At 56.8% G+C, this 6,402-nt stretch carries 4 protein-coding genes and 4 pseudogenes; 1 reads left to right on the forward strand and 7 read right to left on the reverse strand.

The genetic code is table 11. From position 1 onward, the window contains the following. Positions 1-314: 314 nt before the first annotated feature. From BM174_RS20295 to BM174_RS20325, 7 genes and pseudogenes are all read right to left on the reverse strand, one after another. Positions 315-773, reverse strand: a pseudogene (locus BM174_RS20295) (IS91 family transposase); the annotation flags it as partial. Positions 774-784: 11 nt separating this feature from the next. Then, positions 785-1,132, reverse strand: a pseudogene (locus BM174_RS20300) (tyrosine-type recombinase/integrase); the annotation flags it as partial. A 47-nt stretch (positions 1,133-1,179) separates the two neighbouring features. Then, the gene (gene tnpA / locus BM174_RS20305) at positions 1,180-1,560 is read right to left on the reverse strand and encodes an IS200/IS605 family transposase (RefSeq protein WP_093925622.1); all 381 of its coding nucleotides are present in this window, start codon (positions 1,558-1,560) and stop codon (positions 1,180-1,182) included. Positions 1,561-1,686: 126 nt separating this feature from the next. Continuing rightward, positions 1,687-2,229, reverse strand: a pseudogene (locus BM174_RS20310) (tyrosine-type recombinase/integrase); the annotation flags it as partial. 153 nt (positions 2,230-2,382) lie between these two features. After that, a complete protein-coding gene (locus BM174_RS20315) occupies positions 2,383-3,498 on the reverse strand; it encodes a Fic family protein (RefSeq protein ID WP_093925623.1) in 1,116 nt (371 codons plus the stop codon). Positions 3,499-3,660: 162 nt separating this feature from the next. Further along, on the reverse strand, positions 3,661-4,296 hold the full coding sequence (gene scpB, locus BM174_RS20320; protein ID WP_093925625.1) for an SMC-Scp complex subunit ScpB: 636 nt from the start codon (positions 4,294-4,296) through the stop codon (positions 3,661-3,663). 11 nt (positions 4,297-4,307) lie between these two features. Then, positions 4,308-5,270 (reverse strand): DUF1403 family protein, encoded by a 963-nt coding sequence (locus BM174_RS20325; protein ID WP_093925624.1) that lies wholly within the window; start codon positions 5,268-5,270, stop codon positions 4,308-4,310. A gap of 156 nt (positions 5,271-5,426) precedes the next feature. On the opposite strand from BM174_RS20325, the pseudogene BM174_RS20330 reads away from it, so the two are divergent. Further along, a pseudogene (locus tag BM174_RS20330) lies at positions 5,427-6,320 on the forward strand (site-specific integrase); the annotation flags it as partial. Positions 6,321-6,402 lie beyond the last annotated feature (82 nt).

Consider the following 6,402-nt stretch of genomic DNA (forward strand, 5'->3'; position numbering starts at 1 on the left):
CTTCTGGGATGGGAGACGGGGATCCTGGGCAATTCGATAGGCGGTTGCCCGGCTCATCCCCGCCTTCGCGGCGGCGGTCTCGATAGGGTGATCTTGTCTTAGCTTCATGAGAAATCTCGTCTGATGATCGGTTACATGGCGCCCCGGCACAAAAGTGGTTCTCCAGTGTTGAAAACCACCAGCGTAGCGGGCCGACCTCGATCACAAACCCCAAAATCGGGGCGCAGCGGCGGGTGTGTGCCTCCGGTCGGGCTACGCCCTCCCTTCAGCACACACCCGCCGCGACGTCTCATCCTGATTGACGCTGAGTCTCATCCAGTTTGTCGCGCTGCACTGGTCATGCCAACCCGTGCGCCAAGGCGTTTGGGGTCGGCTGCAATTGTCATCACCGTTTGCGCAGACGCTTTGAACAGAAGGCCATAGACGGCCTTCTTGTTCCAATAGGCGATGCGGGCGATCTCAGCGGGCAACGTGAAGACGACGTGGAAATATTCCACAGGCAGCAAGTCTTCGGCCCGCGCCGCCATCCAGTCGCGTGCAGCGGGACCCTGACATTTGGGACAATGGCGGTTCTTGCACGAGTTATAAGCGATATGTCGGTGATCGCATTTGGTGCACGCGGCCACATGCCCGCCGAGCGCCTCGGTTCGGCAGGCCTCAATGGAAGACATCACTTTGAGCTGGCTGAGGCTGATATGTCCCTTATTGGCATGCCGCCACGCAGGGCCATAGTCACGGAAGATGTCAGCAACCTCCAGCTTGGGTTTGGGCAATTGGCCGGGGCTTATCCCGGTCGGTTCCGCAGGTTCTCAATGTTCAGCGCCTTGAGCGCCTCAAACGGGCTGAGTGTGTCCCGGATGGTTTTGGTAGCGACATGGGTGTAGCGCGCTGTCGTGCTCAACTTGGCGTGGCCAAGCAATACCTGAATGACCCGCACGTCGACGTTCGCTTCCAGCAGATGCGTTGCAAAGCTGTGGCGCAGCGTGTGCAGGGTGACGGGTTTTGATATGCCTACCACATGCTTTGCCGAATTGAAGGCCCGGCTCAGTTGGCGCGACGAGATTGGGTTAATCTTCGGTTTGCCCGGGAAAAGCCACCCCGCAGGCTGCGCCTCACGCCAATAATCACGCAGTGAAGAACTACCGGCTGACGCCGGTAGCATCATTTGGAGGAATGTAATTACAGGTACTGCGTGATGATGTCGTCGGTCACATTTCCGGAGGTGGTTGAGAAATATCCTCGGGCCCAAAACCGCCTGCCCCAGTAGCGCTTACGCAGTTCAGGGAACTCCATCTGTATCCGTCTAGACGAGCGACCTTTGATGCGCTGCATGACATTGGACAGGGACAGCTTTGGTGGGATCGACAGGAACATATGGACATGGTCGCGACCCAGCACGCCTTTCACAATGTGGACGCCCATTTCAGCACAGGTTTGCATGATAATCTCTCGGATGCGCTCCCGCATCGGCCCTTGCAAAACCTTGTAGCGATATTTTGTGGCCCACACGACGTGAAACCTGTGGTAAAATCGCGTATGAGCGGATTTCGAATAACGCATGATCTTCTCTCCTGAATTTTGAAACCATACCGCCTCAGCGGGTTTCAAAATTCAGGAGAGAAGATCAGAGACAGATTCGCTGAAGCGGACCGGCTAGAAGCCGGTGGCTTAAATCCATTAGGTGGAAAGTAAATCCAACAGGTCAGGCGACAACATGACTTTGCGATCCTTGCCGCCTTTGCCTTCATCGACGTGGATCAGCATTCGATCGCTGTCGATATCACTCACCTTGAGGCTGCAGACCTCAGACGCCCGCAAACCCGCTCCATAGCTGATACTGAGTGCCGCGCGATATTTGAGCCCCGGACCGGGTGCCGCGGCAATAACCTCTGCCACCTCTTCGATACTCAGAACCGTCGGCAGTCGGCGCGGCTGTGTGCGGAACTGCATGTAGCGCTTCATCTCTTCACGGTCGCAGGTGGTGCCGAACAGAAACCGCAACGCCATGATCCGCGCATTGAATGTGGGCGGCGTCACTTCGGTATCTGTCATGTGCAACTGATAGGCGCGCAGATCATCCGGCGCGGCTGTGTGCGGAGACCGCTTCAAGAACGCGGCAAAATGCTTGATCGCCCTAATGTGCGCCTTCTGAGCCTTGTCGCCCATCCCATGGATGCGCATGTCTTCGATCATCCGCTCACGCAGCGGGGTTGTCTTCTTACATGTCATGGAAACTCTCCTGTCCGTTGATTGAGAAGGCTCAATCGTCAGACAGGTTCGTCAGATCTCAAAATGCGTTGCCTTCAGAGCAACGTGCTACGCTCAAAACAAGCGCCATTGCCGCGGTAGCGGCTTCGTCCTTGTCCGCAATCCGCCCCCTAGTTACGCAGTCATTTCTTCTAGATTTAGCCGATAGCGCGTGTACCGCAGCTCACCTGTGCGAGTGAGTGCGCCCATCTCAACCATGTCCTGCAGATCACGAGTCGCCGTCGCGCGCGACGTAGCCGTAATCGAAATATAGTTCTCTGCGCTAAGCCCACCTTTGAACCCGTCCGGCCCTTCCTGGAACATGCGTTCGATCGCTTTGGCCTGCCGCTCATTTAGTTGATCGCGATGTCGGTCGTAGAAACGTGCCTTCGCGATGAAGAACCCAACCCGGTTCAGGGTGACCTGTTGTGCGGTCAGAACAGTCTCCGCGAACCATTCCAACCACGACGTCACATCCAACGTCTGCTGGTGCCGCTCAAGCTGATCGTAGTAGGCCTTCCGCTCCCGTTCTATCGAGTAGGCGAGCGCGATCAGGCTGGGTTGGCCCATGTTTTGCGCTAGAGACTTTTCTGCGAGGGCTCGCCCCAAACGACCGTTGCCGTCCTCAAAAGGGTGGATGCTTTCGAAATAGAGATGGCTGAGGCCAGCGCGCGTCAAGGCGGGCAAGGGTTCTTTCGCATCCGGCACCGTTCTGCTGAACCAATCCACATACCGATCCATTTCGCCTGCTATTTGCGAAGAGGGCGGTGCCTCAAAATGTACGACCGGCCGATCCATGCGACCCGATACAATCTGCATGGCGTCTTCATGCTGGCGGTAAGCCCCAACGCTTTCCAACCGCCGATCATGGGACAACAGCATGCTATGCCATCGGAACAGGGTCTCATGCGTGAGAGGCTCGGCATAGGTCGAATAGACATCGACCATCATCTCCGCCACCCCCTGCTCTCTAGGCTTGGTTGGATAGCTGTCAGATGACAATCCAAGCTGTCGGCGCAGCGATGACTGTACGCTTTGGCGGTCCAGCATTTCGCCTTCGATGGCGCTGGTTTTCATGGCTTCATCGCTCAGCAAGTCGACGCGGAGTTGATTGCGTTCAGATGTACTGACATGATGAACGGCACCAAGGATCTCACCAGACGACAGCAAGAAGCGCTGCTCAAACGGTGCCAGTGCTGCCGTGTCATACCGAAAATTCGGCCAGCCAGATATCTGCCAGTTCCATGCCATGAGTTATAGAGACCCTTTCTATAACTCATATATTGACCATCTTTGAGCTATAGAAGTCAAACCTATACCTCAAAGATGTGCAAACATACGTAAATACTGCTGTACGTTTACACGTAAAGCTTGCTCACATCTCCGACCAATTGAAAGCGAAGAACCTCTGAACTACGCCGTCCGCGTCGTCTCATCTGCGTTTACAACAGCCAAATCCAACTCTGGCAAGTCCCGCAGTGTCTGCAAATCGAACGTCAACAGAAACTTTTCTGTCGTCACAAAGGTATGCGGCGCGCCGGGTCGCGGTGCTCTCGGACCGCTGGCGATCAGATCCTTGAACCGGAGCCGCGCCAGCAGATCGCGACTGACTTCCTTGCCAAAGACGTCCTTGAGCCCCGCCCGATCGATCGGTTGGTGATAGGCGATGGCGCAGAGCACCCCCATCTCCATCTCGGTGAAGGCCAGGGATTGGTCGCCAAGATCAGCCGCAGCCTTGATCGCCTCAACAAACTGCGTCTTGGTCCGGAACATCCAACCACCGGCAACTTCCACAAGCTCATACGGCCGACCAGATAGCTCGGCCTGAGTATCCTCGATCAACATCTCAACCGAGGCCCCCTGCCCCACCACGCGCGCTAAATCCTCGCGGCCAACCGGCGTTGCACTGGCAAACAGCACCGCCTCGATCCGTCCCATCCATTCGCGCCAGCGGAGCTCTTGCGGCAAATCCTCCAGCTCCCGGTCAAAAACACCTTCACGTCCAGCCTCCTTCGGCTTTGAATTATTTCGTTTGGCATCGGAGGTCATGGCGGTACGGGTCATCGCACAATCCCATACAGCCGGAAGGTCGGCCGCCCAGTGAGCTCACGCGCGACGCCCAGGTCCACCAGCCGATCACAGAGCCGGCGCGCAGCGCGATCGGTCATCGGAATGGTGGTGCCCTGAATTGTTGGTGACAGCATCATAGAAGGCCCAATCGCATCCTCAGAGAGGAACAGGTCGACTGCTGCTTCAGATCCTTTGGCCCTGAGCTTGGGAGCAGCAGCTCGTAGCAACGTTGCCCGCGATGCCAGATCTTGCGCCAAACGGATCGTGTCTTCTATCGAGGTCAAAAGGCGTGCCTGAACTTTAAGGTCCGCCCCTTGCCCGTTTGAAACCAAATCGCGCAACATCGCTTTCGTAAGGTATTGTGCTGTGACAGGCAGCACTGACGTCCAGTTCAATGCCCGCGCCAAAACGATATCCGAGGGCATGCACGCGATCCGTTCCGCCCGATCATCCACCTCGAGAACCGCGCGCATCACGGCAACACAGCCCGCCAACGGCCCATGGGATTTTGCGCGGGCAACACCGGCGGCCATCCAGCCTGCAATGTCACCTTCAAAGTTCGAACCAACAAGGTTCTTTAAGCCAATTTGCAAATCTTGCCCGGTTAACCGCAGCGCCACACCAGCCCGCCAAAACGCCAGTAGATCGCCATCCGGTCCGCGTGCCTCCCCTGCGGGGGCCAGGTGGTAAGCGTCGCGAATATCCGCTTCTCGGGCCAACCGTCCTTCGAGTTTCGAGGTCACCGTTGCCGCTTGTAGTGCAAGCTTGTTGGCGAGCAGTTTAAGAGGCACACCTTGGGACGGATCGCTTACCAGTTGATCGAGCACCGTCAGCGCAGCCCCTGACCGAAAAGCCACAGACTCGAAGGTTTCTGCACGCTTACAGGTGACCCAACCCGGCAGCTTGGGTAGAGTGTTCAAGTCGTTAGAGAGTGCAGCAGACTGATTGGTCATGCCCCAACACTATTTCATCGCGGCGGTTATATCCACAATAGATTGATCAAACCGCCCCACCTTACAGTTCTGCGCTATGTCCGATAAGTTTGCCTTATCGGACATAAGAAGTTACGCAAGAAATCAGTTCAATTTCATTGCTGGATTCACTGAAAAATGACCTCAGAGGACGAGAAACCGGCTTCATCAAACTCTGGTGCGTCCAGCATTGCGCGGGATAGCGAGAAGGCTGAAGCAAATTTCGATAACATCGCCCTGCCCACTCATATCGCTGGCTCTGGTACCCTTGACCGCCTTGTCGATACCGCGCGCGACTACGCCAAAGCCTCCACAGCCGAAAACACCAACAAGGCCTATGCCGCCGACTGAAAACACTTCGGCCGATGGTGTCGGATCAGGGGCACGGATGCACTGCCCCCCTCTCCAAAAATGTTCGGTCTCTATTTGGCGGACCTTGCTGCGCCCGTTGGCAAAACTCCAACAATCACCGTCACGACCATCGAACGGCGCCTTTCCGGTCTCGCTTGGCACTATAAGCAACGCGGCTTCACCCTCGACCGTAAAGACCGGCACATCGCCACGGTGCTGGCCGGAATCAAACGTAAACATGCCCGCCCGCTGGTGCAGAAAGAAGCCATCTTGCGCGATGACATTCTCGCCATGATAGCCACCCTGCACTACGACCTGCGTGGGTTGCGTGACCGATCCATTCTGCTGCTTGGCTTTGCAGGCGGGTTGCGGCGTTCCGAGATCGTCAGCCTTGACGTCCATAAAGACGACACCCCCGACAGCGGCGGCTGGCTAGAGATTATGGACGACGGCGCCCTGCTCACGCTCAACGCCAAGACCGGTTGGCGTGAAGTCGAGATTGGCCGATGGTCGTCCGAGCAAACCTGCCCGGTGCATGCGCTGGAACAATGGCTGCACTTTGCCAAGATCGGTTTTGGGCCTGTGTTCGTTCGCACCTCCCGAGATGGCACGAAAGCCCTTGAGGCGCGCCTTTCCGACAAGCATGTCGCGCGGCTGATCAAGCAAACTGGTCTTGTCGCGCCTACGTTCCGGTCTCTCAACTCATTTATGCGGCCTTTCGCTCGAAAGCCAAGGGGCTCTTGCCGCCGAGCGATGAGTGGCG

The organism is Sulfitobacter brevis, from assembly GCF_900112755.1.
In the GTDB taxonomy this organism is placed as follows: domain Bacteria; phylum Pseudomonadota; class Alphaproteobacteria; order Rhodobacterales; family Rhodobacteraceae; genus Sulfitobacter; species Sulfitobacter brevis.